Origin of the sequence: Rhizobium hidalgonense, from assembly GCF_002914525.1 — a bacterium.
In the GTDB taxonomy this organism is placed as follows: domain Bacteria; phylum Pseudomonadota; class Alphaproteobacteria; order Rhizobiales; family Rhizobiaceae; genus Rhizobium; species Rhizobium hidalgonense.
The window spans coordinates 70869-96501 of the sequence record NZ_LODW01000059.1 but is presented as its reverse complement, the minus strand read 5'-3'; the positions used below and the strand labels follow the sequence as shown (position 1 = coordinate 96501).

26 protein-coding genes are annotated in these 25633 nt (G+C 61.0%); 9 read left to right on the top strand and 17 right to left on the bottom strand.

Annotation, left to right across the window (positions count from 1 at the left end):
* The first annotated feature begins 51 nt into the window (after nucleotides 1-51).
* From ATY29_RS17915 to ATY29_RS17905, 3 genes are read left to right on the top strand one after another with little or no spacing between them, the layout of a single operon-like run.
* Nucleotides 52-930 (top strand): carbohydrate ABC transporter permease, encoded by an 879-nt coding sequence (locus ATY29_RS17915; RefSeq protein WP_097532903.1) that lies wholly within the window; start codon nucleotides 52-54, stop codon nucleotides 928-930.
* Entirely contained in the window at nucleotides 927-1754 is an 828-nt protein-coding gene (locus tag ATY29_RS17910) for a carbohydrate ABC transporter permease (RefSeq protein ID WP_097532902.1), read from the top strand. The genes ATY29_RS17915 and ATY29_RS17910 overlap by 4 nt, the downstream gene beginning before the upstream one ends.
* 4 nt (nucleotides 1755-1758) lie before the next feature.
* Nucleotides 1759-2736: an ABC transporter ATP-binding protein gene (locus ATY29_RS17905; RefSeq protein WP_097532901.1), complete on the top strand. Its 978-nt coding sequence runs from the start codon at nucleotides 1759-1761 to the stop codon at nucleotides 2734-2736.
* Between the two features lie 216 nt (nucleotides 2737-2952).
* On the opposite strand, the gene ATY29_RS17900 is transcribed toward ATY29_RS17905, so the two are convergent.
* The 3 genes from ATY29_RS17900 to ATY29_RS17890 form a co-directional block, all read right to left on the bottom strand.
* Nucleotides 2953-3204: a ribbon-helix-helix domain-containing protein gene (locus ATY29_RS17900; protein WP_097533075.1), complete on the bottom strand. Its 252-nt coding sequence runs from the start codon at nucleotides 3202-3204 to the stop codon at nucleotides 2953-2955.
* Between the two features lie 99 nt (nucleotides 3205-3303).
* On the bottom strand, nucleotides 3304-4596 hold the full coding sequence (locus ATY29_RS17895; protein WP_097532900.1) for an NAD(P)/FAD-dependent oxidoreductase: 1293 nt from the start codon (nucleotides 4594-4596) through the stop codon (nucleotides 3304-3306).
* Between the two features lie 3 nt (nucleotides 4597-4599).
* Entirely contained in the window at nucleotides 4600-5997 is a 1398-nt protein-coding gene (locus ATY29_RS17890; RefSeq protein ID WP_097532899.1) for an aminotransferase-like domain-containing protein, read from the bottom strand.
* A 236-nt stretch (nucleotides 5998-6233) separates the two neighbouring features.
* Between ATY29_RS17890 and ATY29_RS17885 the strand changes: the two genes are divergently transcribed.
* The 5 genes from ATY29_RS17885 to ATY29_RS17865 all read left to right on the top strand — a co-directional run bounded on the left by ATY29_RS17885 (nucleotide 6234) and on the right by ATY29_RS17865 (nucleotide 10925).
* Nucleotides 6234-7316, top strand: coding sequence for an ABC transporter ATP-binding protein (locus ATY29_RS17885; protein ID WP_003572440.1), 1083 nt, complete (start codon nucleotides 6234-6236; stop codon nucleotides 7314-7316).
* Between the two features lie 49 nt (nucleotides 7317-7365).
* Nucleotides 7366-8415 (top strand): ABC transporter substrate-binding protein, encoded by a 1050-nt coding sequence (locus ATY29_RS17880; RefSeq protein WP_097532898.1) that lies wholly within the window; start codon nucleotides 7366-7368, stop codon nucleotides 8413-8415.
* Between the two features lie 64 nt (nucleotides 8416-8479).
* Complete coding sequence (locus tag ATY29_RS17875) at nucleotides 8480-9736, top strand: ABC transporter permease (protein ID WP_097532897.1); 1257 nt, start codon at nucleotides 8480-8482, stop codon at nucleotides 9734-9736.
* Nucleotides 9736-10557: an ABC transporter permease gene (locus ATY29_RS17870; RefSeq protein WP_097532896.1), complete on the top strand. Its 822-nt coding sequence runs from the start codon at nucleotides 9736-9738 to the stop codon at nucleotides 10555-10557. The genes ATY29_RS17875 and ATY29_RS17870 overlap by 1 nt, the downstream gene beginning before the upstream one ends.
* A gap of 14 nt (nucleotides 10558-10571) precedes the next feature.
* Nucleotides 10572-10925, top strand: coding sequence for a RidA family protein (locus ATY29_RS17865; RefSeq protein ID WP_097532895.1), 354 nt, complete (start codon nucleotides 10572-10574; stop codon nucleotides 10923-10925).
* Nucleotides 10926-11239: 314 nt separating this feature from the next.
* Here ATY29_RS17865 and ATY29_RS36420 read toward each other — a convergent pair whose 3' ends face one another.
* A complete protein-coding gene (locus tag ATY29_RS36420; RefSeq protein WP_133118156.1) occupies nucleotides 11240-11707 on the bottom strand; it encodes a hypothetical protein in 468 nt (155 codons plus the stop codon).
* Nucleotides 11708-11802: 95 nt separating this feature from the next.
* Between ATY29_RS36420 and ATY29_RS17860 the strand changes: the two genes are divergently transcribed.
* Nucleotides 11803-12744, top strand: coding sequence for a phosphatase PAP2 family protein (locus ATY29_RS17860; protein WP_097532894.1), 942 nt, complete (start codon nucleotides 11803-11805; stop codon nucleotides 12742-12744).
* Nucleotides 12745-13042: 298 nt separating this feature from the next.
* Here the strand turns inward: ATY29_RS17860 and ATY29_RS17855 are convergent, their stop codons facing one another.
* The 13 genes from ATY29_RS17855 to ATY29_RS17790 all read right to left on the bottom strand — a co-directional run bounded on the left by ATY29_RS17855 (nucleotide 13043) and on the right by ATY29_RS17790 (nucleotide 25595).
* Nucleotides 13043-13843 carry a phosphate/phosphite/phosphonate ABC transporter substrate-binding protein gene (locus ATY29_RS17855; protein WP_097532893.1) on the bottom strand — a complete coding sequence of 267 codons (801 nt, stop codon included), beginning with the start codon at nucleotides 13841-13843 and terminating at the stop codon, nucleotides 13043-13045.
* A 39-nt stretch (nucleotides 13844-13882) separates the two neighbouring features.
* Entirely contained in the window at nucleotides 13883-15337 is a 1455-nt protein-coding gene (locus tag ATY29_RS17850; protein ID WP_097532892.1) for an NAD-dependent succinate-semialdehyde dehydrogenase, read from the bottom strand.
* A 10-nt stretch (nucleotides 15338-15347) separates the two neighbouring features.
* On the bottom strand, nucleotides 15348-16424 hold the full coding sequence (locus ATY29_RS17845; RefSeq protein ID WP_097532891.1) for an ABC transporter ATP-binding protein: 1077 nt from the start codon (nucleotides 16422-16424) through the stop codon (nucleotides 15348-15350).
* Complete coding sequence (locus ATY29_RS17840) at nucleotides 16421-17221, bottom strand: ABC transporter permease (RefSeq protein WP_097532890.1); 801 nt, start codon at nucleotides 17219-17221, stop codon at nucleotides 16421-16423. Before ATY29_RS17840 ends, ATY29_RS17845 begins: the two co-directional genes overlap by 4 nt.
* Before the next feature lies 1 nt (nucleotide 17222).
* The gene (locus tag ATY29_RS17835) at nucleotides 17223-18095 is read right to left on the bottom strand and encodes an ABC transporter permease (protein WP_097532889.1); all 873 of its coding nucleotides are present in this window, start codon (nucleotides 18093-18095) and stop codon (nucleotides 17223-17225) included.
* Between the two features lie 110 nt (nucleotides 18096-18205).
* A complete protein-coding gene (locus ATY29_RS17830) occupies nucleotides 18206-19216 on the bottom strand; it encodes an ABC transporter substrate-binding protein (RefSeq protein WP_097532888.1) in 1011 nt (336 codons plus the stop codon).
* A gap of 49 nt (nucleotides 19217-19265) precedes the next feature.
* Nucleotides 19266-19589 (bottom strand): NIPSNAP family protein, encoded by a 324-nt coding sequence (locus tag ATY29_RS17825; protein ID WP_097532887.1) that lies wholly within the window; start codon nucleotides 19587-19589, stop codon nucleotides 19266-19268.
* A gap of 5 nt (nucleotides 19590-19594) precedes the next feature.
* Entirely contained in the window at nucleotides 19595-21058 is a 1464-nt protein-coding gene (locus tag ATY29_RS17820) for an aldehyde dehydrogenase (protein ID WP_097532886.1), read from the bottom strand.
* Nucleotides 21059-21062: 4 nt separating this feature from the next.
* The gene (locus tag ATY29_RS17815) at nucleotides 21063-22103 is read right to left on the bottom strand and encodes an LLM class flavin-dependent oxidoreductase (protein ID WP_097532885.1); all 1041 of its coding nucleotides are present in this window, start codon (nucleotides 22101-22103) and stop codon (nucleotides 21063-21065) included.
* Nucleotides 22100-23035, bottom strand: coding sequence for a flavin reductase family protein (locus ATY29_RS17810; protein ID WP_097532884.1), 936 nt, complete (start codon nucleotides 23033-23035; stop codon nucleotides 22100-22102). The genes ATY29_RS17815 and ATY29_RS17810 overlap by 4 nt, the downstream gene beginning before the upstream one ends.
* Nucleotides 23032-23877, bottom strand: a complete 846-nt coding sequence (locus tag ATY29_RS17805) for an alpha/beta fold hydrolase (RefSeq protein WP_097532883.1) — start codon at nucleotides 23875-23877, stop codon at nucleotides 23032-23034. The genes ATY29_RS17810 and ATY29_RS17805 overlap by 4 nt, the downstream gene beginning before the upstream one ends.
* Nucleotides 23878-23892: 15 nt before the next feature.
* Nucleotides 23893-24495, bottom strand: coding sequence for an amino acid synthesis family protein (locus ATY29_RS17800; protein ID WP_025417784.1), 603 nt, complete (start codon nucleotides 24493-24495; stop codon nucleotides 23893-23895).
* 704 nt (nucleotides 24496-25199) lie between these two features.
* Nucleotides 25200-25595 (bottom strand): VOC family protein, encoded by a 396-nt coding sequence (locus ATY29_RS17790; RefSeq protein WP_097532882.1) that lies wholly within the window; start codon nucleotides 25593-25595, stop codon nucleotides 25200-25202.
* Nucleotides 25596-25633: the final 38 nt, after the last annotated feature.

Here is a 25633-nt window from a genome sequence, read left to right as displayed (position 1 = left end):
AATCACCTCGCTCCTGAAGGAGCGAGGTTCCACCCGATCGAAGAGGTAGTCATGACCGAGACACGCCCCCGCTCGCGCAAATCGCCCTATCCGCTATGGTTTTTCATTCCCGCCGCCGTCATCTACGGCGTGCTATTTCTGTTTCCGACGGTATCGTCTCTCTGGTACAGCCTCACCCGCTGGGATCTTTCAACGGCTGAATTCATCGGGCTTGAAAACTTTCAGCAGTTCTTTTCCGAACCGTTCCTGGTCAAAGGGCTGGTCAACACGCTGATCTATGCCGTCACGACCTCCGGCCTGAAGACGGTCTGCGGGCTGCTGCTGGCGGTGCTCTTGACCAGCAATATCTTTGCCCGCGGCTTCCTGCGCACCCTGGTCTTCTTTCCCGTCCTGGTCTCGACGATCGGCATCGGCATCACCTTCACGGTGATGATGCATCCGACCAAAGGCATCATCAATGTCACGCTCGAGACCCTCGGCATTCCGGGGCCGGGATGGCTGACAAATCCGGCGCTCGCGCTTTTTTCCGTAGCCCTGGTCGATGTCTGGAAGGGTGTCGGCCTCGCCACCCTGATCTTTATTGCCGGTCTCGCTGCCATCAGCCCCGATTATTACGAGGCGGCGAGAATCGATGGCGCGACGCGCCTCCAGCAATTTTTTCGGATCACCCTGCCGCTCGTGCGGCCCGCCACCGTCATCGTGGTGACGTTGTCTCTGATCGGCGGGCTTCGCTCCTTCGACCTGATATGGGCCATGACCCGCGGCGGACCCGGCTTCTCCTCCGACGTGATTGCCTCGGTCATCTATAAGCAATACCAAGCGGGTTTTTATGGTCTGTCGACCGCCGGCAACGTCATCCTGTTCGCGCTGATTGCCGTGATCATCTTGCCATTCACACTGTGGTTCAATCGGCGCGGGGTCGAAGAATGAGAGGGACCCGACCTTATGTGACCGGCGCGATCGCCCTTGCGGCGGCGGCCGTCATCTTCGTCATGCCGTTTGTTTTCGTCGCTCTCCAGGCGGTCAAATCGAAATCGGAAGCGTCCCGCCTCGATTTTGAATTACCCGAGCAATGGCTGTTCTGGGACAATCTCGTCGCCGTTTTCAAAGCGCGCGACTATCAGCTGGCGCTCGCCTATTTCAATTCGACCCTGATTACCGTCATCTCCGTCACGATCCTGATCCTGCTGTCGGCAATGGTCGGATATGTCATGCAGCGCCGCAAGACCGCCTGGAACAAAGTGGCCTTCATTGCCCTTTTCATGGGCCTGATGATGCCGCCGGCAGTCGTGCCCACCATCGGCCTGCTGCAGGAGATCGGTCTCTTCAAGACCATGACAGGCATGATCCTGATCCAGGTCGCCTATAATCTCTCCTTTTCGATATTGCTCTACCGGTCGTTCATTTCGACCATCCCCCGCGATCTCGATGAGGCGGCGCTGATCGACGGCGCCAAGCCCCGGCAGATCTTCTTCAGGGTGGTGCTGCCACTTTTGAAACCGGTGACCGTCACCAATATCGTCGTGCAATCGATCGCGATCTTCAACGACTTCACCAATCCGCTCTATTACCTTCCCGGCAAGGAGAACGTGACGGTGCAGCTGACGCTCTATAACTTCCAGAGCATGTATTCGAGCCAGTACAATCTGCTCTTCATGAACATCCTTCTCGTGACGATCCCGCCGCTGATCGTCTTCATCTTCTTCAACCGCCAGATCGTTGCGGGCATGACGGCAGGCGGGGTCAAAGGGTAGCAGAATGGCTGAGCTCACTCTCAAACAGGTTCGCAAGAGCTTTGGCGCTCTCGAGGTCATCAAGGGCGTCGATCTGGAGGTTGCCTCCGGCGAATTCGTCGTTTTCGTCGGTCCGTCCGGCTGCGGAAAATCGACGCTGCTGCGCATCATCGCCGGCCTGGAGGAGACGACGTCGGGCACGCTGACCATCGGCGGCAAGGATGTGACCTATGCCGAACCCTCGGGCCGCGGCATTGCCATGGTCTTCCAGAGCTATGCGCTCTACCCGCATATGACCGTTGCCGAGAATATCGGTTTCGGACTTTCGCTTGCCGGCCGCCCGAAGGCGGAAATCGCCGCCAAGGTGGCGGCGACCGCAGAAACGCTGCAGCTCACCCACCTCCTGCAGAGAAAACCGAAAGCGCTCTCCGGCGGCCAGCGCCAGCGCGTCGCCATCGGCCGCGCGATTATTCGCAATCCCAAGGTCTTCCTGTTCGACGAGCCGCTTTCCAACCTCGACGCTTCGCTCAGAGCCCAGATGCGTCTTGAGATAGCCGATCTTCACGCGCGACTGAAATCGACGATGATCTATGTCACCCATGACCAGGTCGAGGCGATGACGATGGCCGACAAGATTGTCGTCCTCAACGGCGGAGCGGTCGAGCAGATCGGCAGCCCGATGGAACTCTACCGCAATCCCGCCACCCCCTTCGTCGCCGGCTTCATCGGCAGCCCGAAGATGAACCTCTATGGCGGCGAGATCGCACGGCGATTGAACTGCACGACCTACGGCATCCGCCCGGAACATATCAGGCTCTCGGAAGGCGCCGGCAAGTGGCAGGGCAAGATCCGGCATGTCGAGCGGCTCGGCGCCGACGCGATCCTCTATCTCGATGTGCCCGAACTCGGCGAGATGGTCGTGCGCGCCGATGGCGAGACGCCGTTTGCATCGGGCATGACGGTCTGGGCAAATCCGGTCGAAGGGACAGAACACCGGTTCTGAGGCGATCAAAGCTCCCAAGGAGCAGTCCTGCCGACCAAGTATCCCTACCGTTGTTTATTTAAGAGAGCCGCCAGATCAGCCGATCCTCGCATAAACGCTGCAAATAAGGCGTGCAGCCCCAGATCATATGCCTCGGCCTGCTTCTAGACCGTATCGCGCCAGATCTTGTCTTTCGCGGCATCGGCGCGCGAATAAAATCGATGGCCGCCATCAGGCTTATCGGCGCCTGTTGCGGCGGATGACGTCTTCGGCCAAAACGGCGACAAATTCGCTGTCGTCGGCCCGCATCGCCGGCGCCAGCTCCTTCTGCAGCACATCCCAGGCCTTATCACAAGTCTGCAAGTCGCGGCGAATGAGGGCGCGAATATATTCGCTGGCGTTTTCATAGAGGCCGTCATCGCCGACCTGCTGCTGGATATGATGCTGCAACTGACCGCTGACCTTCACATGAATGCTGCCCGATGCCATCGGCATGTCCTTTTTCGCTTCGCCTTATCATGGATAGCGTAGCATATATTGTCCATATTCATCACGCCGACCTTCGCTCACCCGAGGTCCGTCCGCGGTTCAGAATCGGTCGGGCCGCAGGGGCGTGAGATCGATGGCCGGGATCCGTCCCGCGACAAGCTGGGAAACCAGATAGCCAGTCAAAGCGGACAATGTCAGGCCGAGATGGCCGTGGCCGAAGGCATAGGTGATGCGAGGCCAGCGACGGGACGCGCCGATCACAGGAAGCGAATCCGGCATGGACGGACGAAAACCCAGCCACTCGTCGCTGCCTTCTCCTGCTCCCGGCAGAAGCTTTTTCACGCCCTCCCGGATCATCGCGGTCCGCTTCGGGTTCAACGGAGCGGCAAGCCCGCCGAGTTCGACTGTTCCGGCCGCGCGCAATCCATCTGCCATCGGCACCATGTAGAAGCCGTGCTCGGGATAGCAGACGGGACGCGACAAGAGATTGCCCGCCTGCGGGAACAGGACGTGATAACCGCGCTCGGTATCGAGCAGAACGCGGTCGCCGACCGATGCAGCAAGCTTGCGCGAATGGGCGCCGGCGGCGACGACAGCGTGGTCCGCAAGGATCTTCTTGGCCGCGATCCTGAGGCCAATGCCGTCGTTACGCGGCTCGATCGCCGAAACTTCGCCGCGGACGATGTCTCCGCCGCCGGTTACCAGCGCTTGCGCCAGCGCGAAGGCGAGTTGCCTGGGGCTGGAAAACATATAGGCGTCACGGAACAGCACGCCCTTGTGGTAGAGCGGCGCCAGATTGGGCTCGATGCCGCGGATATCGGCCTGGTCCAAGAGGTCCATGGCGACGCCATGGCGTTCACGCAGCCCGTACTCGGCATCGCCCGCCCGGAATTGCGCTTCCGTCTTGTAGAGATAGAGGCAGCCGTCATGCCGCTTTAGCCGTTCGGCGCCTGCCTGCGTCACCAACGGTTGCCAGGCGGCATCGGCGTGAGACAGCAGCACTGCCAGTGTTCCAGCGATCCGCTCGACCTCGGCCTTCGTGCTCGAGGCGAGGAAAGCGCGCAGCCACGGCGCCAGTTGCGGCAGGTATCTCCAGACAATCGCCAGCGGACCGAGCGGATTGAGCAGCATTCCCGGCACGCGCCAGATGACGCCAGGCATCGCGACGGGAACGACGCCGTGCGGCGCAAAGGTGCAGGCATTCCCGTAGGAACAAGCCTGCCGATAAGATGCATCACCCAATGGCGGCGCCGGATCGATGATCGTGACCCGATACCCCATCCTCTGCAGCCAGAGAGCCGAGCAGAGGCCGACCAGTCCCGCGCCGACAACGGCCACATGCCGGCGCTCTGCGTCGGGCAAGGGCTGAAGCTCGGGCAGCGGCTTGTTCATGGCCTAGACCAGGCCCGCCAGAGCACGGGGACGATCGTTCAGCGTCGCGGCGATGATGCGCAGCGCCGTCGCAAGTTCGTCCCGTGACGACGCGCAGCCGACATTGACGCGGACGGCGTGCTCGACCGGCTGACGATCGCAGGCAAAGGCGGTGGCAGCCATGACGGCAACCCCGTGGGCGCGCAGATTGGCGGCAAAATCCTCGCATCGCCACGGCGCCGGCAGCCTCAGCCACAGGAACATGCAGCGCGGATCAGCGGAGAAGGCGTGGCCGGCAAGGATCGTCGCGACGATCGCATGGCGGGCGCGCAGCTCGGCAAGCTGGGCCTTCAGGATCGCATCGGCCGTGCCGTCCTCTAGCCAGCGGGTCGCCAGCAGCAGCGGCAGTGGCGACGGCATCCAGGCGGTGGTGCGGACCGCCTCGGCGGAGAGCAGCGCGCGGCCGGGCGGGCACGTGAGATAACCGACGCGCAGACCCGGCGCCAAGGCCTTGGAGAGCGCCGATATATGGTAGGTCCTGGTCGGAGCGAGCGTGATCAGCGCGCTCGTGCGCGTCCCGAGCATCGGTCCGTAGACATCGTCCTCGATGATGACGAGATCGTGCTTTTCCGCGACTTCGACCAGCTCCCGGCGGCGCGCCTCGCTCATCGTGACGACGGTCGGATTGTGCATCGAGGGGACCGTAAAGACGGCACGCACTCTCTCGCGGCTGCAAAGATCGTCAAGCTCCACCGCCGACATGCCCTGATCGTCACTGCCGATGCCGATGATGCGAAAGCGGAACATCTGGGCAAGCGCAATCAGGCCGTAATAGGTCAGCCGATCGCAGACGATGGTGTCGCCGGGCTCTACGAGGCTGCTGATGACAGCCAGCAAAGCGTGCTGGGCGCCGCTGGTCACCACGATATCATCCTCGGACGGATCGAAGCCGTTGAGCGATATCCATTTTCTCGCCGCACGGCGCGCCCAGGCCGGCCCTTCCGGCGGCTGATACTCCTGCATCTGGCGAAAGCGCGGGTCAGACGACAGGTCCGGCAGGGATTGGGCAAGGCGCTGCTGGAAATCGTCGACAGCCGGCCGGTTGACGGTCAAGTCGATGATGCCTGCCGGGCTCGCCGCCCGGTCGACCCGCGGCATGGCGCCGTCGCCGGTGACGATCGTGCCGCGCCGGGTGCTGCCCATGACAAGATTGAGGTTCTGCAATTCCCGGTAGGCGCGCGTGACCGTGGAGACGTTGAGCGAGCGCTCGCGTGCGAGCTCGCGCTGCGGCGGGAGCTGGCTGCCGGGAGGCAGGGCGCCCGAGCGAATCCTCGCCTCGAGCTCGCTCGCGAGTTCGAGATAGGCCGGCATGCGCGTTTCCCGCTCCTGGTTTGTCTGGCTCAGTTCCGATCCTTCAGACATACAATTCCTGCAATCCGTGTACAATTCCATCGGCCGGACGCAAGGTATTTGGTTGCCGTATCGCGATTCAGCTCGATTTCTGCGACATAACACGCTTTCCTTAGGTTTTCGAGACCCACAGTCGCTGCCATACAAAATAATTTGTGTGGCTTGACAAACAGAAACTGACCGAGACAATATGGTCATGCATCGAGACAAAGAGGCAGGGACCCGGCCGATGCAAACAGGAGGAATTCATGAGCGAGCGCTTCATTGCTTTCGAGGGCGTGCGAAAATCCTATGACGGCGTCAGCTATGTCGTGCGTGGCCTGGACCTCGACGTCGCCAAGGGCGAGTTTCTGACCCTTCTCGGCCCTTCCGGATCCGGCAAGACCACGACGCTGATGATGCTGGCCGGTTTCGAGGCCCCGAGCAGCGGGACCATCATCCTTGCCGACAACAGGATCGACAGCGTTCCGCCGCATCGCCGCAATATCGGCGTCGTGTTCCAGAATTATGCCCTCTTCCCGCATATGACCGTCGGCGAGAATCTTGCCTTCCCGCTGAAGATGCGCCGGCTCGGCAAGGCTGAGATCACCGAGCGGGTTCGCCGCGCTCTCGACATGGTGCGCATGGCGAGTTTCGAGACCCGGCGGCCCAATCAGCTCTCGGGCGGACAGCAGCAACGCATCGCGCTTGCCCGCGCGCTGGTCTTCGAACCGCAGCTCGTGCTGATGGACGAACCGCTCGGCGCGCTCGACAAGCAGCTTCGCGAACATATGCAGCTCGAGATCAAACACCTGCATGCCCGCCTCGGCATCAACGTCGTCTATGTCACCCACGATCAAAGCGAGGCGCTGACCATGTCGGATCGGGTCGGCGTGTTCAATGACGGCATCCTGCAGCAGATCGCCCCACCGCATGCGCTCTACGAGACGCCGGCAAACCCCTTCGTCGCAACTTTTATCGGCGAGAACAATGCGATATTGGGCGACGTCGTCGCGATCGACAATGCCCTCTGCCGGATTCGCGCGCCCGACGGTTCGGTCATCACAGGCCAGGCCGGAGAAGGATTGAAGGAAGGGGCGCGGGCGACCCTGGTCCTGAGGCCCGAGCGGATCCAGCTGGCGCCTGCCGCCGAGGTTCCGAACCGGTTCACGGCAACGCTCAAGGAAATCATCTACCACGGCGACCACGTCAGACTGCGCGTCTCAGCCTGCGGTTGCGACGACGTCTTCATCAAAGTCGCCGCCGCACAGGATATTCCGGTCCAGTCACTCGGCGCGAATGCCGTCATCGGTTGGGCGCCGGAGGATTGCCGCGCGCTCGCGCTGTCCTGACCGGACCACTCGTTCTTTCGCAAACGCAGCTACAAAAAGGGGAACCACCATGATGCGTTTAAACTGCATGCTTCTCAGCTCCGTCATGGCTCTTGCGATCGCAGGTGCAGCATTTGCCGGAGACACGCTGACCGTCACATCCTGGGGCGGCGCCTATACGAAGAGCCAAGAGGAGGCCTTTTTCAAACCCTTCGCCAAGGAAACCGGCACCAAGATTCTCCAGGATGAATGGGACGGCTCGACCGCCAAGCTGAAGGGCATGGTAGAAACGGGCCAGGTGACCTGGGATGTCGTCGACATCGAGCCCAGCCATGCGCTGCAGGGCTGCGACGAAGGTTGGCTTGAAACCATCGACTATTCGAAGCTCGGCGGCAAGGATGCCTTCATCGACGGTGCCGCAATGGATTGCGCGGTTGCGACGATCGTCTTCGGCACCATTTATGCCTATGACGCTGCCAAGTTTCCGAATGGCGGGCCGACGACCATGGCCGATCTGTTCGATACGGCCAAATTCCCTGGACCGCGCGCCTTGCGCAAGTCGCCGAAGACCACGCTGGAATTCGCGCTGATTGCCGATGGCGTCAAACCCGCCGAGGTCTACAACGTGCTCGGAACGCCTGAAGGCGTCGATCGCGCCTTCAAGAAGCTCGACACGATCAAGAAGGATGTGAAGGTCTGGTGGACGGCAGGCGCCCAGCCGCCGCAGCTTCTCGCCGACGGTGAAGTCGTGATGACCACGGCCTGGAACGGGCGCATCTTCGATGCCGTCAAGAATAGCGGCAAGAACTTCAAGATCGTTTGGGACGGCCAGGGAATGGATTTCAATCTCTGGGCCGAGCCGAAGGGCTTGAAGAACAAGGAGTTAGCGGACAAATTCGTCGCCTTCACCGTCAATCCCGACGTGATGGCGCAGCAGTCCAAATACATCTCCTATGGCCCGACCCTGAAAGCGGCCATCGCCAAGGTTCCGCCGGATATTCTCGTCGATCTGCCGACCGCGCCTGACAACACGAAGAACGCATTTGTCGTCTCCTCCGAATTCTGGGCCGACCATGATGAGGAGTTGACCGAGCGCTTCAACAAGTGGCTCGCACAGTAACCTTGTCGGGCGGGCGAGTGTCCCCCGGCTTCGCCCGCCCCTTTCTCTCAGGAAGGCATCAGCGATGGTAATCGCGACAATGAATGACGGCGACGAGGCGACGAGTGCAGCCCGCATACGGGTGAAAACCCTCGGCGGCGCAAAAACCAACGCGCAGCTGAGGGCATTGCTGCTGGTCGCGCCTCTGCTGGTTTTCCTGCTGCTCGTCTTCGTCCTCCCGATCGCCCTGTTGTTGACGCGCGCCGTTGACAACAGGGCGGCTTCCGCCGCCCTGCCCTATACGATGTCGGCGCTTTCAGCCTGGGAGGAACAATCGCCTCCCGACGAAGCGCTGTTTGCCGCCTTTGCCGCCGATCTGAAGCAGTCGCCGCGCGATCAGATCGCCGAGGTGGCCAAACGTCTCAACTATTACGAGACGGGCATGCGCTCGATGCTCCTGAAAACCGCACGCACGATCCGTGACGCGCAGCCGCCTTACAAACCCGCCTTCGTTGCCATCGATCCCAAATGGGAGACCCCGCATTACTGGACGATCATCAAGAACGCGTTGCCGCCCTTCACCGATTATTACCTGCTCGCCTCTCTCGACCTGGAGCGCGACGCCTCGGGCGCCATCGGCAGGGTTTCGGCTGAAAATGCGGTGCATGTCGATGTCCTGATCCGCACATTCGTCGTCAGCGCTTCGGTGACCGTGATCTGCCTGCTTCTCGGCTATCCCCTCGCCGCCCTGATCGCCCGGTCGAAAGGCGCAGTTGCCAACACGCTGCTGATCCTGGTGCTTCTGCCGTTCTGGACCTCGCTTCTGGTCCGCACCAGCGCCTGGGTCGTGCTACTGCAGGGGCGCGGCGTGATCAACTCAGGGCTCATCTGGCTGGGCCTGATCGATCCCGCCCATCCGCTCGATCTGATTTACAATCGCATCGGCGTGCTGATCGCCATGACCCATATTCTGCTACCATTCATGATATTGCCGATCTACAGCGTCATGAAGAGCATACCGCCGGTCTATCTCAGGGCCGCCTCGTCGCTCGGTGCGCCGCCGGTCTCGGCCTTCTTTCGCATATATCTACCGATGAGCATGCCCGGCGTCAGCGCCGGCGGTCTGCTCGTCTTCATCCTGGCGCTTGGCTACTACATCACCCCGGCCCTGGTCGGCGGGCCGGGAGACCAGATGGTCAGCTATTTCATCGCCTATTACTCCAATCAGGTCACGAACTGGGGCATGGCGGCGGCTTTGAGCACGATCCTGCTGGTGGCGGTGCTGATCCTCTATACCGTCTACAATCGCATCGTCGGCATCGACAGGCTGAGGATCGGCTGATGATCAACTTCCTTTCTTTCCCGCGGCTGTTTTCGATCCTTCTGTGGCTGATGGGCGGCCTGGTGATCCTGTTCCTGATCGCACCAATCGTGGCGATCGTGCCGCTCTCCTTCAATGCCGAGCCGTTCTTCACCTATCCGATGCCCGGCCTGTCGCTGCGCTGGTATCGCGAATTCTTCGATTCCGACGTCTGGCAGCTGGCGCTGAAGAACAGCATCATCGTCGCCGTCTGCGCCACTGTCCTGTCGACCTTTCTCGGCACGCTTGCCGCCATCGGCCTCAGCCGGCCATCTTGCCCGGCGCGGGCGACGCTGACCGCCATCCTGATTTCGCCGATGATCGTGCCGGTCATCGTTTCGGCGGTCGGCATCTATTATGCCTTCGCCGCCGTCGGGCTGCTCAACAGCCTGACCGGGCTGGTGCTGGCGCATACGGCGATCGGCGCGCCCTTCGTGGTGATCACCGTGACGGCGACACTCGCAAGCTTCGATCACAATCTGATGCGGGCGGCATCGAGCCTCGGCGCAGCGCCTGTTGAAGCGACGTTGCGCATTATGCTTCCCGTCATCGCCCCGGGAGTAGCATCCGGCGCTCTCTTCGCCTTTGTGACGTCGTTCGACGAAGTGGTGATCGCGCTCTTCATCGCCGGCTCCGAGGAGCGCACGCTGCCGCGCCAGATGTGGAGCGGTGTGCGCGAAACGCTGAGCCCGACGATCGCCGCCGTCGCCACGTTGCTCATCCTGTTTTCGACGCTGTTCCTTGCCACGATCCAGTGGCTGCAGCGACGCGCCGAACGCCAGAAGATTGCGCATAGGGATTGATCCAAGGGGTGAGCATGCAGATCGAACGCTACGAAACCGGAAAGCGGATGAGCCAAGCCGTGATCTATGGCGGCTTTGTCTTCCTCGCAGGCCAGGTCGCCATCGATGCGCCGGGTTCGTCCGTCCGCGAGCAGACGGCCAACATCCTGGCACGGATCACGAATCTCCTGGAACGCGTGGGCAGCAATCCCACACGCATCCTCAGCGCGACGATCTGGCTTGCGGATATGTCCAGCTTCGAAGAGATGAATGCCGTCTGGGATGCCTGGGTGCCATCGGGCCATGCGCCGGCGCGCGCCACGGTCGAAGCTAAGCTCGCCGAGCGACAATACAGTGTCGAAATCGGAATTATCGCTGCCGCCGCATAACAAAGAACTCGTCGCTGGACATTCCTGTGACAATAGCAAGATCACACTCGCGGAGTTGAAGCCGCGATGGCCACAGGCATTTTGCGCGATCACGAGCGACGAATAGGCCCATGAGAGCCGATAAGCGCGTTAGGTTCACGCTTGGCGACGGGCTCTGCCACTTTATGATAGAAGCTCGGGGAGTGCTGCTGCATCAAGCATCTGTTGGCGAGCAGCTTTTTTTAGCCTTGTGTTCTTTCCTCAGCCCTTCCGCCGCCTCGCCGGCCGCGGGCGTTGCGAAGCTTGGCTCTCGCAAGGAAGCCAAAGCGGGGTCGTCACGATGGCGCAGTTGTGCAAGATTGGCCTCCGCAGCAGCGGAACGTGCTCCCGGCGCCACAGCCAAGACGAGAAATCCGGCAATCTCCGGATTGCAGCATCGCATGGGATAGGGCCAATGCCGCTGGCAAAATCCATAACAAACAGAAGAACATCAACGTGGTCAGCCTACCTTGGAAGGTCGGTGCGTGCAGCAGCGATTGCGTCAGCCGGTTCCTTCCATAGTCGAGGGCTGAAGATTTTCGCACGGCGGAGCCGCTCTGGCTGACAGGGCCAGATGAATTTGCCTGTTTCCAGTCGCTCACATGAAGCGGTCTGCCGACCCCGTTAAACGAAAGGACATTGATCAGATCGTCTTCGACCGCGAAAGCAAAAGACCTCGTGGCGATAAGGATCAGGCCAAGCCGTTCTTGGCCGGTCACGCCGCCCGCGATCCAGACCCTCATACCTGCCGGAAACGCAATCAACGAGCATTCAGAATTAGCAACGGATGGTCGCAAAAATCTACTAAACCTTAACTTGTGATTAGTAGAAGTTCGCAAACACGTTAAAGGCTTATCTCATGACCGAGACATCCAGAGCGCGAGCCTTTTTGATAGGCCTTACCGGATTCGTTTACGCGATTGTTCCGATACTGGCTTGGCTCGTTGGCCTGTCAGTGGATCCAAGAGGGTTCGCGCAGCTAAGCACGGTCGCCCTGATTTTTCTTTTGGGCTTCGGCCTCCTGTGCCATTGGCGTGGGATCCCGTCACTACTCTGCATTGTTGAATGCACTGGCTTTGGCTTATTGCTAACAAGCCCGCTTGTCGTATCCACCTACATTGCTTTTGCTCTGAAGCTGCCTCTGCAGGATCAACAGCTTCTCCAACTGGATCGCTTTCTTGGCATCGACTGGATGAGCTTGATTGCCTTTTTCGACGCTCATCCGCTGCTCGCAAAGTCACTGATGCTTGCATATCAAGCATTCCACTATCAGCTTCTATTCCTTCCCATCGTGCTGAGCCTGTGCGGTCATCGCTCGCGTGCGTATCAGGTCGTTGGTACATATGGCCTCATTTGCGTCATCGCGAGTATCATCACCATTTGGTATCCAGCGCTCGGAACCTACACTGATTTTTCCCTGCGTCCTGGCGATCTCAAAAACATCAATGGCATACTCGGCGTCGAATACGTTCCACAAATTTTAGCCGTCAGAGATGACCCGAATTTTGTCCTGCAATTGGAGCATGCAAGTGGCATAATCTCATTCCCCTCAGTCCATGCGGCGGTAGCGGTTTTGTGTAGTTGGGGCGCATGGGCAATACGATGGATAAGATTTCCGATGATGCTCTTAAATACGCTAATGTTGCTGGCCGCCATCACCGAAGGCGGACATTATGTCGTCGATCTGGTTGCTGGAATCGGTGTTGCCGGCTTCAGCATAGCATCGGTGCTGTATATTTCGCGTAGCGGGAGCGTTCAATTCTATCGCAGCCAATTTTCAAGAAACGTGCAACAGTTATAATCCCCTGATGATTCAGATGGACTCCTTGGAAGCAATCCGCGACCATCGCACCAGCAAATGCTTAAATGCCATCTGTCGATGAAGCCGGCGCTCGTCACGGCTGGTTCTGCTGTTCCGTAAAGCTCCGTTTCTTCAGTCGTCCGTCCTTTAATCGGCCGGACTCTAATCCATTCTGAAGGAAATTCTCAGTGGCAGGTCATCATGGCCAATGCCGACCGCATCGCTCATCGTCTCGCCGAAACGAGAGCAAAGCCAGGGCTCTGAAACAAGAAAAATCTGGGTAAAATCGGCCTGCCGTTCAAGCTCGCAGCTGCGGCAACGCCTCGCCGGTCAGCGACAAGAGCGGCTGGTAGTCATCCTCGGAAAGCACGGCAAAATCGACAAGGCCAAGCGTGGCGCGCATGGCAGCCAGCGAGGGCTCCCTGATGGCGGCGCCGAGTGCGCGCCGCATCAGAAGGACCTGGTCGTCCGAGGTGTTGCCGGAGGTGATAAACGGCAGCCCCGGGCCTTTGGGCGTTTCTGCGATAATGCGGACTCCCTCGACAAGGGCGGGATCGAAACGGCGGATATTGGCATAGGTGACGCAATCGATGGCCGCGCTGTCGGCCCTACCTTCAGCAACCGCCGCAATGCTGCTGCCATGGCTGCCGGTGTCGATGATCCGGCCGAAGAAGCGGCCGCCCTGGGCAAGCGGAGCGACGGCGGCGCGAAAGAGATTGCTGCCGGAATTGCTGTCAGGGCTGTTGATCGCAGCCGTGGTACCGCGCAAATCCTCCAGCGAACCAAGCGACGAATCCTTGCGGACGATAATGAAGCTGCACATCAGCGGGCCGTCGCAGCCGGGATGGTCGTAGACCGGCGTCGCCACCAGGCGAACGCTGCCGCGCAGGCTTCTGGCAAAGGGATAGCCGCAGGTCTGCGAGAGGAGGAGATCCGGTCTCAGCCAGGCCTCGTCATAGGGCACCGTCCGATCGGGTGTCTTAGGCAAGTCCGTCAGGCCGGCTTGCGCGAGATAATGCCGGAGGAACGACCAGAGCTCAGCCGTCGCAGCCGCGAGCGGTTCCGATGTGACATACATGGCGATGCTGACGAGAGGCATTCCGATTTTTCCTGCGGCGAAGCGCAGGCATCGACCAGGTCAGGCGATGCCGCCCAGGCATACATATTTGAGTTCGGTATATTCGTCCAACCCGTGCCTCGACCCTTCGCGGCCGAGGCCCGACATCTTGACGCCGCCGAACGGCGCCTCGGCGGTTGAGACGAGGCCGGTGTTGACGCCGACCATCCCGTATTCGAGCGCTTCGGCGACACGGAATACCCGCGACAGATCACGCGCGTAAAAATACGAAGCAAGCCCGAACTCGGTGTCGTTTGCCTTTTCAATGACATCCTGCTCGTCGCGGAAACGAAAAAGCGGTGCAAGCGGCCCGAAGGTTTCCTCGCGCGCGACCTGCATGCCGGCATCGACATCGCGCAGGATCGTTGGCTCGAAGAAATGGCCGCCCAAGGCGTGGCGCTTGCCCCCCGATACGATGCCGGCGCCTTTTGCAACAGCGTCGTGAATATGGCTTTCAATCTTGGCGACGGCGTTGTTGTCGATCAGCGGCCCCAGCGCGACATCACGCTCCAGGCCATTGCCGACCTTCAATGCCGATACGGCCTCGGCGAGCTTGGCGGCGAAGGCTTCGTAGACGCCGTCCTGGACATAGAGCCGGTTGGCGCAGACGCAGGTCTGGCCGTTGTTGCGGAACTTGGCGATGATCGCGCCCTCGACCGCGGCATCGAGATCGGCATCGTCGAAGACGATGAAGGGGGCATTGCCGCCAAGCTCGAGGCCGAGCTTTTTGATCGTCGGCGCGCATTGCCGGTAAAGTAGCTCGCCCGTCCGGGTGGAGCCGGTGAAGGTCAGGACCCTGATGTCGCGGCTTGAGGTCAGCACTCCGCCGATTGCTGCCGCGTCGCCGGTCACGATGCTGAGCAGACCGGGCGGCAGGCCGGCTCCCTCCGCGAGAACGGCAAGCGCGATTGCCGAGAACGGCGTCTGCGGCGCCGGTTTGAGAACGACGGCGCAGCCGGCGGCAAGCGCGGGCCCGACCTTGCGGGTGATCATCGCGTTCGGAAAGTTCCAAGGTGTGATCGCCGCCACCACGCCTGCCGGCTGGCGCAGGACGAGGATGCGCTTGTCCGGTTGATGTCCCGGTATGGTCTCGCCGTTGATACGTCTTGCTTCCTCGGCGAACCATTCGATGAAACTTGCGCCATAGGTGATCTCCCCCTTGGCCTCGGCGAGTGGTTTTCCCTGCTCCAGCGTCAGGATCATCGCCAGATCGTCACGGTTTTCGATCATCAGGCGGTGCCATGCCTTGAGAACGGCGGCGCGTTCGCCGGCGGTCTTCTTCGCCCAAAGCTTCTGGGCAATGACGGCGGCGCGGATGGCCTCTTCCGTTTCCGCGGCGCCGAGATCGGGGACCGCGCCGAGCGCCTCGCCTGTCGCAGGATTGCGGATCGTCGTTGCTTGCCGGCCTTCCGCTTCGATCCAGCGATCGGCGACCGGGCACGCCTCACGAAACAGCGAGGGATCATTGAGCTTCATAGGACAACTCTCAACAGAACACGTGAGCAGCACCCGGATCGAAATCCAGATGGACTGTATCGCCGCGGCTGAGGCCGGTGATCGCCTCATGACCGAATGGCAGGCGAACCGCCAACGCCTCGCCATTCGCCGTTTCCGTGGAAACGTGGATGTTGTTGCCGAGGAAGGTAATGTCGCTGACGGTGGCGGCGAGACCCGCGCCCGCTTGGGCGCGCGACAGCCGAATGCGCTCCGGTCGCAACATCAGGGCCGCCCTCGTGCCCGAGGCGGCTTTTCCATGCACCGGAATGCGGTTGAAGACAGTTCCGCGGCCGAGCGAAATGGTGGCCTGCCCATCGGACGACGACACCAGATCACAGGAAATGAAGTCGCTATCGCCGATGAATTCTGCGACGAAGCGGGTCTTGGGATTGGCGTAGAGTTCGGGGCCGGTTCCGATCTGATCGATGACGCCCTTGGAAAAGACGGCGATGCGGTCGGAAAGCCGCAGGGCCTCCTCCTGGTCGTGCGTGACGTAGAGGATCGTGACTTCGGTCTGCTGGTGGATGCGGCGGATCTCGTGCTGGATTTCCTCGCGCAGCTTCTTGTCGAGCGCCGACAGCGGCTCGTCCATCAGAAGCACCGGCGGATCATAGGCCAGAGCCCTAGCAAGGGCGACGCGCTGCTGCTGGCCACCGGACATTTGCGCCGGCTTGCGATCCTCGAAACCTTCGAGCCGGACGAGACGCAACATCTCCTTCACCTTGCTGTCGACCTCGGCCTTGGATTTGCGCCGGACCTTCAGCGGAAAGGCGATGTTCTCACCCACCGTCAAATGCGGAAACAGGGTATAGCGCTGGAACACCATGCCGATGTTGCGCTTGTGCGAGGGCGTGGCGAGCAGGGTCTTGCCCTCCAGCGTAATGTCGCCCTTCGTCGGATTGTCGAATCCGGCCAGGATGTAGAGCGTCGTGCTCTTGCCGGATCCGGAGGGCCCGAGAAAGGTCAGGAACTCCCCGCGCCGAACGTCGAGCGTGACATCGTGGACGGCGACGACAGGGCCGTATTCCTTGCGTATGCCGCGGATCTGAAGGAATGGTTCGTTCATTGTTTCAGTACCTTACGCACGACGGCAACCAGGGCCATCAAGATGATCGTCAAAAGGATGAGAAGGGTCGACGCGGCCGCGACAACAGGCGTCAGGTCTTGCCGCAGCGTCGCCCATACTTTTACGGGCAGCGTTTGCAGGGTCGGGCTGGACATGAAGATCGCCACCACCACTTCGTCCCAGGATGTCAGGAATGAGAAGACGGCAGCCGAGAACAGCCCATGGCTGATCGCGGGAAGCGTAACCTGGATCTTGGCTTCCAGGGGAGAGGCGCCGCAGAGCACCGCCGCATCTTCGATCGACTTGTCGAAACCCTCCAGCGCATTGGATATCGACAGGATCGAAAAGGGCAGTGCGAGCACGAGGTGCGAAATGACGAAGCCGGTCAGAGTGCCGCCAAGGCCGATCCTCAGGAAGAAGGCGTAGAGGGCGACCGCGAGGACCACGACCGGAAGGATCATCGGGGTCAAGAACAGCGCTTTCAGCGCATCCCGGAACATGAACGAACCGCGCACCAGTCCGAAGGACGTCACGAGCCCGAGCAGCACCGACAGGATGGTCACGATGACCGCGATCTTGAAGCTCGTCAGAGCCGATTCCAGCCAGCGCGGGTCGGCGAAGAGCTCGCCGTACCACCGAAACGTCCAGCCGGGCGGCGGAAAGATCAGCCATTGCGAGGAGCCGAAGGACAGCGCCGCAATGAAGACGATCGGCAGCAGAAGGAAAGCAGCGGTTAGAAGCGTTATGCCGAGAAGGACATATTTCCACCAGCCGAGACGGTCGAAATTGAGCAACATATCAACGCCCTCCCGGGTTCTGGTTGCCGAAAAAACGCAGCTGCACGGCATAAAGCGACAGGGTCACCACCAGGAGAACCAGTGCGGCGGCGCCGCCCATTCCCCAGTTGACCAGCGACTGCACGAACTGCGCGATCAGTTCTGCGAGCATCATGTTGGCGGTACCGCCGAGAAGCGAGGGCGTAACGAAATAACCGAGCGACATGACGAAGACCATCAGGGCGCCGGCCGCCATGCCGGGTGTGGCCAGGGGCAGTAGAACCCGCGTCAGACACTGCCAGCGGTTGGCGCCGCAAAGGGCCGCCGCCTGCAGGATCGACGGGTCGATCTTCTTTATCACGCCATAGAGCGGCAGGATGATGAAAGGCAGCATGATATAGGTCATGCCGATCGTCACGCCGGTCAGATTGTTGACGAGCGCTAAGGGCTGGTCGATCAGCCCCATTCCCATCAGCATCTTGTTGATCAGCCCGGTCCGCTGCAGCAGCACCATCCAGGCATAGGTGCGGGCGAGCAGGTTGGTCCACATCGACAGGAGCAGGATCGCAAAGATCACCGAGGTCAGCCGTCCGGGCATGATCGCCAGCGCCCAGGCGACCGGAAAACCGACCGCGAGCGAAATCACCGTGACGAGACCGGAGACGATGAATGAATTGGCGAAAATCTTCAGATAGGTCGAAGACCCGATCAGCTGCGCATAGTTTCCGAGACCGGGCACGGGTTCCAGCACGCTTCGCAGCAGCAGTATCGCCACCGGCACGACGAAAAAGATGCCGACGAAGGCGAAAGCCGGAACGACTCCGCTAAACCCTGTTGGCCTGCGTATCTTCGGCAAGGGCGCAATTACGCCGGAGGCATCGCTATACGTCGACATGACAGTCCTTCCCACCCGTCAATCCGCGGGCGCCGGGGGTGCAACCGATTGGCACTGGCGCTGCGGGGCACGGCGACCTTCGCCGTGCCCGTTGATCTTAAGCTTCAGTCTTATTTCGCCTGCCAAGCGTACCACTTCTCGCCAATGGCATCGCGGTTATCAGCCCAGTAGTTCATATCGGCGTTGACCTGGCTTGCGGTCTGCTGGTCCGGCAGGGTCTTGGCCGTTTCCGGGTCCATCAGCTTGGCCGAATCGACGTTGATCGGCGCATAGCCGGTGGCTTTTGCCAGGGCTGCCTGCGGTTCGGCCGAGGTCGCCAGTGCAATGAACTTCATCGCAGCGTCGACATTCGCCGAACCCTTCGGCACGACGAGCGCATCGGCGGCGGTGATGTTCTGTTCCCAGGAGGTTTCGACCTTGATGCCGGTCGCAGCAAGCGCCGTCATGCGGCCGTTCCAGACGCTGCCGAAGGGCGCTTCGGCGGATGCCAGGAGCTGTTGCGACTGGGCGCCGCCCGACCACCAGATGATATCGGACTTGATCGTGTCGAGCTTCTTGAAAGCACGGTCCAGATCCAGCGGATAGAGCTTGTCGGCAGCCACGCCGTCGGCAAGCAGCGCCGCTTCGATCACGCCGGGAGCCGACCACTTGTAGAATGTGCGCTTGCCCGGGAATTTCGCTGTGTCGAACAGGTCCGCCCATGTCTTCGGGCAGGCTTTAACGGCGTCGGCATTGCAGCCGATGACGAAGGAATAATAGAAGCTCCCGACCGAATAGTCGGTGACGAAGCGCGGGTCGAGCTTGGATTTGTCGATGACGGAGAAGTCGAGCTTCTCGAGCTGGCCGTTCTTTCCGGCCTGGGCGGCATAATCGCCTTCGACGTCGACGACGTCCCAGGTGACTTCGCCGGCCTCGACCATGGCCTTGAGCTTGCCGTAGTCGGTCGGGCCGTCCTGAACGACGGTGATGCCGGACTTTTCGGTGAACGGGCTCGCCCATGCCGCCTTCTGCGCGTCCTGGGTCGTCCCACCCCAGCTGGAGAAGACCATGTTGTCGGCTTTGGCCGGCGCGGAGACCGCAACGAATGCGGCAACCGCCGCGAATGCAAATGTCGTTTTCATGTTCCCTTATCCCTGTTTTGGTTTGTCCTACGGGTTATGCCTTATGCCGTCAGTGCGCCTCGCCCCTGGGAGAAAAGCTTGCCGGCTTCATAATCTTGTTTTCCGCCACCTCGATGAGATCGCGAATCTTTGGCAGGAAGGCCTGCCATCGGGGATCGGCCAGAAGCCGCTGGCGCCTTGCCTCCCGGTCGTCCAAGCTTGTGAAGGCCCAGATGTGGACGATCTCGTTGATCGTCCCGATCTCCGAGAAGAAGTAGCCGACGAGCCGGCCGAGATGGCTCTTCTGGATCTCGATTCCTTCTTCCTCGACGACCTTGAGATATTGCGGGATCGTGCCGTTCTTCAGCCGATAGGTGCGGATTTCGTAAAACATCGGCGTCACCTCATCACGAAGGGATCGGGGATCGGATCGTCGGAGGTCCTCAGCCAGATCGTCTTGGTGCGGGTATAGTCGAGGGCTGCGGCCATGCCGCCTTCCCTGCCGTGGCCCGACAGGCCGAAGCCGCCAAAGGGCGCGATCGGCGATACGGCGCGGTAGGTGTTGACCCAGACGATGCCGGCGCGAATGCTCTTCATCAGCCGGTGCGCCCGGGTGAGGTTCTGGGTGAAAACGCCGGAGGCCAGGCCGTAGCGGGTGTCGTTGGCAAGCCGCAGCGCCTCGGCCTCGGTCTCGAAGGACACGACGGAGAGGACCGGGCCGAAGAATTCCTCGATCAGCGAGGGCGAGGCGACATCGTCGCAATCGAGAATCGTCGGCGCGAAGTAAAAGCCTTCGCCGTCGATCTTGCGCCCGCCGGTGACGAGACGGGCGCCGCTTTCGATCGACCTCTCGACGAGGGCGCCGATATTGTCCTGCTGGCGCCTGGTGGCAAGCGGGCCCACTTCGGTCGCCATATCGAGCGGCGCGCCGATCCGGATCGCCTCCGCCTTCTCACGCAGCAGCGCGACAAATTTGTCCTTGATGCTGCGTTCGACGATCAGCCGCGATCCGGCAACGCAGCTTTGTCCCGTTGCGGCGAAGATGCCGGCGACCTGAGCGTTGGCAGCACTTTCGAGGTCGGCATCGGCAAAGACGATGAAAGGCGACTTGCCGCCGAGTTCCAGCGATGTCGAAGCGAGGTTTTCGGCCGAGTTGCGAACGACGTGCCGGGCGGTCTCGGGACCGCCGGTGAAGGCGACGTGGGCGACCTTCGGGTGACGGCCGAGGGCCGCACCGCAGGAGGCGCCGAAACCGGTGATGATGTTGACGACGCCAGCGGGAAAGCCCGCTTCGTGCACGAGGCGGGCGAATTCGAGCAGCGGCGCCGGACCATCTTCCGAGGCCTTGACCACCATGGTGCAACCGGCCGCAACCGCCGGGCCGATCTTGACCGCGGACAGGAAGAGCTGGCTGTTCCATGGCACGACCATGGCAACGACGCCAATCGGCTCGCGGCGCAGCCAGACATCCATGTCGGGCTTGTCGATCGGCAGATAGGCGCCTTCGATCTTGTCTGAGATGCCGGCATAGTAGCGATAGTACTCGGCGACATAGGCGATCTGCGCGGATGTTTCGCGGATGATCTTGCCGGTGTCGCGCGTTTCCAGCTCCGCGAGCACCTGCGCATTGGCGGCAACGAGGTCGGCGAGCTTATAGAGCAGCTTGCCGCGCTGCGTGGCCGTCATTTTCGGCCAGGCGCCTTCGTAAAGTGCCCTGTCGGCAGCGTTGACCGCCCGATCGACATCCCCTTCACGCGCTTCCGGCATTTCAGCCCAGACCGCGCCGGTCGCGGGATCGATGCTCGGGTAGGAGGCTTCGCCATCCGAGAATTCGCCGTCGATATAATGCTGGAAAGGCCGCATGGTCCTACTCCTGAAATGCCGGCATGACTTCGGTGATGAAACGTTCGAGCGACGCCTTCTTGCGCTCGAAGCTCATGCCGGTGTCGATCCAGAAGGAATATTCGTCGTAGCCGAGGGCTTCATAGGCCTTGAGCCTGCTGATGACGGTCTCGGCGTCGCCAACGACATTGTTGGTGCGCATGACCTGATCTGAGAGCATCGCGTTCGCTTGGATCTGCTCGTCCGGGATCCGTTCGATCAGCCCTTGGGTCACCGGCTTCTCATTCTTGAACCAGGCGAAGAAGTAGTTGTAGTAAACGCTGAGTTCATGGGCCGCCTGGGCAACGTCTTCTTCAGAAGAGCCGACATAGGTGTGGCGCAGCAGCATGATCTTCGGCCGCTCGACATCGGGATTCTTGGCGCAAGCATCGTTGAAGCGCTCCATCAGCGACTGGACCTCGTCGTCACCCTGCCAAAGCGGCGTGACCTGAACGTTGCAGCCGTTGGCGACGGCAAATTCATGCGAGTTCGGATCGCGTGCGGCAACCCAGATCGGCGGGTTCGGCTGCTGCAGCGGCTTCGGCGCAGACGTCGTCGCGGGGAACTTGAAGAACTCTCCGTCATGGGCGTAGTCGCCGGCCCATATGCCCTTGACCGCCGGGATGAGCTCACGCATGCGCTGGCCGGCACCCCAGGCGTCGAGGCCGGGCAGCAGGCGCTCGTATTCGAAGGAATAGGCGCCGCGCGCAATGCCGATATCGAGCCTGCCGTCGCAGATGATGTCGGTCATGGCAGCTTCGCCGGCAAGCTTGATCGGATGCCAGAAGGGAGCGATCACCGTTCCCGTGCCGAGCCTTGCCCGCGATGTGCGGCGCGCCAGATCGGCAATGGTCACGAACGGGTTGGGGGCAATGGTGAAATCCATGCCATGGTGCTCACCCGTCCAGATCGCATGCATGCCGCCCTTGTCGGCGATCTCGCAGAGCGCGACAAATTCGTCGTAAAGGCTCTTATGGCTCTGGCTGGCGTCGAGCCGTTCCATATGGACGAAGAGGGAGAACTTCATGCTTTTGCGCCCTTGGCTGGAATGGGATGAACTTTGCCGCCGGTCTCGTCACCGAAATAGACGCCGAAATTGCCGATCGAGCTTTCCATCGCGAAACGGTTGACGATATCGGCGGTCGAGCTGGTCTTGAACTTTGCCGCAGCCAGTGCGTCAGGTTTTACAAACCTGCCGCCGGCAGGCTCGCCATCCCCGGCAACGGCGTGATAGACAATGTGCTGCTTGCCGTCGCTCTTGCCCTCGTAGACCGAATAGAGAAAGCCGATGCTGACCTTCAGCCCGGTAAGCGTCTCCAGATATTTTTCCAGCGCCTCGGTCGGATTGCCGTCATGGGCGTCGATGCTTGGGAGGGAGAGCACATCGTCGCCGAGGAGCAGAACCTCGCCGCGGCGTTCAACGACGGCTGCAAGTTCGATATTGCCTTCGCTTGCGGCGGAAACCGCCTTGCTTGCGAGCGTCGGGGTGAAATAACCGCCACGGGCATAACCGAGGCCATTGCGGCCGCTATTGTCGAAGGATTCGATGCGTCCCATCAGGATGACGTGGTCGCCGGCCTCGATGACCTCTTCCATGGCGCATTCGAACCAGGCCGCCACATTCGAGAAGACCGGGCAGCCTGCCGATCCCTTGGCCCATTCGACCGCCGCAAACCGGTGTTCGACCGGTCGGGCAAAGGTGTTCGACACGTCTTTCTGCGTTTCCGACAGCACGTTGATCGCGAAATGGTCCGCGCCGGTCATGACGGCGAAATTGCGCGAGGTCTTGGCAAGGCATACGAGCAGCAAGGGTGGATTGAGCGAGACCGATGTGAAGGAGTTCGCGGTGAAGCCGATCGGATTTCCATCCCCGTCGCAGGCGGTGACGACAGTCACGCCGGTCGGAAAAGCCCCGAATGCATCTCGCAATGCTCTTGGGTCGACAGTCTGCATTGTCATCGTCCATCCTCCCCGAACGATAGCCACTCAGCGAGCAGCGAATTGACGAGATCAGGCGCGGTCAGGTTCACCATGTGACGATGCCCTTCCACGATACGGGCCCAGCCCTTCGGCGCGAGCGCCGCCATTTGCTCTGCCATCAAGGGCGTCGAATTCGGGTCATCGGACCCCGTCAGGAACAGGGCCGGACCTTGGACGTCCTTCCAGCGATCGGCATAAGTCTCGTCTCCGCCGGCAAAGGCGGCGTAAGCGACAGCATACCCCTGGGGATCGACGAGGTTGAGCCATTTCCGTGTCAATTCACGCGCAACGACGCTATCGGGATCGTCACCGAACCAGCGCGCCAAGGGACCTTCCTTGTCCACGCCTGTAACCGGAATGGCCGCGGCCCGTGCGAGCACGGCGGCCTTTGCTTGCCGGTCGCGCCTGTAGACGCCGTTGAGGTAGGCGACACGTCTGATCCGTTCGCCGAACGTCGCCGCCGCCCCTCCCGATACCAGCGCGCCCATCGAGTGGCCGGCAACATTTGCCGCGTCGATCGCCATCTCGTCGAGAAACCGCCCGAACCAGGCGACGAACTCCTCGAGGCGGCTGCCCGCCGGCAGTTTTGCACTCTCGCCATGGCCCGGCATGTCGACGGCGATGACACGATGGCCGGCCGACAGAAATGCGATCTGCGGAGCCCAGGCTTCGAGCCGCATGCCGACGCCGTGGATCAGAACCAGCGGCTCACCGCTGCCGGCCTCGTGATAGGCCGTTCCGCCTGCGGTCTTCTTTCGGGTCAAGTCAGCGGCGGCGCTCTTTGCTGCAGCGGTGCCCGTCGTCGATCCGGCTGTCAGCATCTCAGACGCGCTCCCTCAAACGCCCGCAGGATTGGCGACGTCCTGCCCCAGGTCCTTCAGATCCTGGTAGCGGTCGCCAATGCGGTGGTGAGGACGTCCGCCGACCGAAGCGCCGAGAGCGACGACGATCTCGTCTGCGGCAGGCGCGTCGGGGATCGAGGTCTGGATGGTCAGGTAGTGCGAACGGCGGCCTTCGTCATTCTTGTCCATCAGCGGGATCATGATCGGTGCATTGGCAGGACCGCGGGTGTTGCAGAAGGCGAGATAGGACTTGGCGCCGACGGCATGGCGATAAAAATTGCCGAAGCGCAGCGTGTGGATGAGCGCAGAGGCATGTTCGATCTCGCCATTCAGGCCGACGACGGCAGCCTTTCCATAGGCTTCGACAGCCTCGCCGGACCCGACCGCATCGATGATCATCTTGGTCAGCAATTCGCCAAGAATGGGAGCCGCCGCATGGATTTCCGGCTTGAGGTTCTCGACAAAGCCAAGTCCCGCCCAGGGATTGTTCACCACCGCGAAGGCGGTGAACAGCTTCAGCGGCACCGCCGCGGCCTTGCCGCCCTCAATCAGCGTCGTTTCGATCTGCAGTCCCGTCTTGCGAATTTGAATGGCCATGGAACACCTCGTCTCTCTATTCCGTATTATGGTATACCATAATATATGGGTGTCAAGTTTCTTTCTGCTGAGACGCAGGTCGAGATCCGGCCCAGTTCATATGATGCCGCCTTATATTATTGATTATGGCATACCATCACATCGAGCAAAGTTGGGTGTCAAGCTTGGAGTTTGAATTCTCATCGTTCCCGTAGAATGTGATGCGGGAGGCAACGACAAGTGTCGATGCGATAGCGCTGCCGACGGTATCCTGCGAGATCGCTGGAGACATCGTGCGGCACGCGCCAACCGCTTCAAGCCGCGCGCCAGACTGACGCGCTGCTGGTCACAGAGCTTTTTCGCTGGGGCCGCTCCACAGTGGATCTGCTCCACACCCTTCGCGAACTGGAGGTGGGAAAGTCTCGGCCATTACCATGAACGGAATGGCGTTCGATCTCTCGTCGCCCCATGGCCGCATGCTCGCAACATTTCCTCTGGCATTGCCGAGTTTGAGCGTGACCTTATCAGTGAGCGGATGAATCCGGGCTTGCTGCAGCGAAGGCGCGGGTAAAAGGCTTGGCCGCAACCCGGCGAACGCCCTAAATCAGACCGGCTCGCACCGAAAGTCGTGGCGTTGATTACTGAAGGCCGCAGCTACCGTTGGGTTGCGCGCGACCTTGGCATCGGCAAGAATACGGTGACCAGCATCGTCCAGCGCTATCGCTCTAGACTTTGCAATCCAACATCCACTGAACCCCGTACCTATCCGTGAGCTTCCCATAGTAGCTCCCCCAAGGCTGCATCGCGAGAGGCGTCGTCACCTTGCCGCCAGCCGCTAGCTTCGCAAACAGATCGTTAGTCCGGCCACGATCGTCCAGGAGGAGAATATGGGCAGAGCCTCTCATCGGCTCTGCGTCGTCATTGTCCGAGGCGAAGAACAAAATGCCCGGTCCCTCGAAACGGGCATGCATCACCTTACTCTTCATTTCCTCGCTGGCGAGTGGAATGCCGTGATCTCCGTGGCGCATCAAAATCGTTGTCCGACCAAGGCCGCATTCCGTATAGAAGGCTAACGCAGCCTCACACTGGGTGGTGAAGAAGAGATAGTTGGCCAATTGCATACATCAAATTCCTATAGTTGCCGGGCCTTCTGGCCCGG